General features: G+C 54.6%; 2 rRNA genes (1 of these 2 cut by a window edge). Both read right to left on the minus strand.

From position 1 onward, the window contains the following. Positions 1 to 160 precede the first annotated feature (160 nt). Positions 161 to 275 (minus strand): 5S ribosomal RNA (rrf, locus tag ACZ1A1_RS24880). Positions 276 to 506: 231 nt separating this feature from the next. Continuing rightward, a 23S ribosomal RNA gene (locus ACZ1A1_RS24885) occupies positions 507 to 2,500 on the minus strand (it continues 805 nt past the right edge of the window).

Raw genomic sequence — 2,500 nt, forward strand, 5'->3', positions numbered from 1 at the left:
AGGATTTGAACCTGCGGCCTTCAGGTTATGAGCCTGACGAGCTACCGGGCTGCTCCACCCCGCGTTATAGTTCATGCATTGCAAAAGGGCCGCTTTGAGGGCGGCCCGATTTCGGCTTGGGCCGAGGCTTGTTTTGAGAAGATTTGATTGCCTTTAGCAGACCTGGCAGCGACCTACTCTCCCGCGTCTTAAGACGAAGTACCATTGGCGCTGGGGCGTTTCACGGCCGTGTTCGGAATGGGAACGGGTGCAGCCACCCCGCCATGACCACCAGGTCGGCTAAGGGCAATCTTTTGAGAAGCTGGTAGAAGGCTTGAGCCTTCGTTTGTCTTAATTTTTGTGAACACGTCTTCGATCTTTGGCCTGGCGTTTCGGAGCGAAGCTCCGCAAGGCCAGAGGCCGTCGCGCCTTTTGGCGCGGCCCGTCCGGAGCGCTTTGGCGCGTCAGGACAGAAGATCAGCATCATCAGTGCAGCTATGCTGCGCTGATGAGCATGAACAATGAGAACGATCAAGCCAATCGAGCTATTAGTACCGGTAAGCTTCACACATTGCTGCGCTTCCACACCCGGCCTATCAACGTGGTCGTCTTCCACGGCTCTCAAGGGAATACTCGTTTTCAGGTTGGTTTCCCGCTTAGATGCCTTCAGCGGTTATCCATTCCATATATAGCTACCCTGCTATGCCCTTGGCAGGACAACAGGTCCACCAGAGATATGTCCATCCCGGTCCTCTCGTACTAGGGACAGATCCTGTCAATATTCCTACACCCACGGCAGATAGGGACCGAACTGTCTCACGACGTTCTGAACCCAGCTCACGTACCGCTTTAATTGGCGAACAGCCAAACCCTTGGGACCTGCTCCAGCCCCAGGATGCGATGAGCCGACATCGAGGTGCCAAACAACCCCGTCGATATGGACTCTTGGGGGTCATCAGCCTGTTATCCCCGGCGTACCTTTTATCCGTTGAGCGATGGCCCTTCCACGCGGGACCACCGGATCACTATGACCGACTTTCGTCTCTGCTCGACTTGTCAGTCTCGCAGTCAGGCGGGCTTATGCCATTGCACTCGACGACCGATTTCCGACCGGTCTGAGCCCACCATCGCGCGCCTCCGTTACTCTTTCGGAGGCGACCGCCCCAGTCAAACTACCCACCATACACGGTCCCGGATCCGGATAACGGACCGCGGTTAGACATCCATGACGATAAGGGTGGTATTTCAAGGATGGCTCCACAGAAACTGGCGTCCCTGCTTCAAAGCCTACCACCTATCCTACACATGCCGACACGAATGCCAGTGTAAAGCTATAGTAAAGGTGCACGGGGTCTTTCCGTCTGACCGCAGGAACCCCGCATCTTCACGGGGAATTCAATTTCACTGAGTCTCTGCTGGAGACAGCGGGGAAGTCGTTACGCCATTCGTGCAGGTCGGAACTTACCCGACAAGGAATTTCGCTACCTTAGGACCGTTATAGTTACGGCCGCCGTTTACTGGGGCTTCGATTCAAAGCTTGCACCTCTCCTCTTAACCTTCCAGCACCGGGCAGGCGTCAGACCCTATACGTCGTCTTGCGACTTCGCAGAGCCCTGTGTTTTTGATAAACAGTCGCTACCCCCTGGTCTGTGCCACCCCACAACACTTGCGTGCCATGGGGTCACGCTTCTTCCGAAGTTACGCGTGCAATTTGCCGAGTTCCTTCAGCAGAGTTCTCTCAAGCGCCTTGGTATTCTCTACCTGACCACCTGTGTCGGTTTCGGGTACGGTCTATACGGTGGAGCTATTTCCTGGAACCGCTTCCCTGCACACCCAATCCAATAAGAATGTACAAGTTACGCAATCCGTCACTACCACCAGGCCCACGAATATTAACGTGGTTCCCATCGACTACGCGTGTCCGCCTCGTCTTAGGGGCCGGCTAACCCTGCTCAGATTAACTTTAAGCAGGAACCCTTGGTCTTTCGGCGAGGGAGTCTCTCACTCCCTTTATCGTTACTCATGTCAACATTCGCACTTCCGATACCTCCAGAGGCCCTCACGGGTCCTCCTTCGCAGGCTTACGGAACGCTCCGCTACCACTTGCAGTAAACTGCAAATCCTCAGCTTCGGTGCATGGCTTTAGCCCCGTTACATTTTCGGCGCAAAACCCCTTAATTAGACCAGTGAGCTGTTACGCTTTCTTTAAATGATGGCTGCTTCTAAGCCAACATCCTGGTTGTTTTGGGAGTCTCACATCCTTTCCCACTTAGCCATGACTTGGGGACCTTAGCTGGAGGTCAGGGTTGTTGCCCTTTTCACGACGGACGTTAGCACCCGCCGTGTGTCTGCCGACTAGTACTCCTCGGTATTCGGAGTTTGGTTAGGATCAGTAAGACGGTGAGTCCCCATAGCCCATCCAGTGCTCTACCCCCGAGGGTATTCGGTCGACGCTCTACCTAAATAGATTTCGCGGAGAACCAGCTATCTCCGAGTTTGATTGGCCTTTCACCCCTAGCCA

This window comes from Shinella sp. R2-11, from assembly GCF_055330205.1.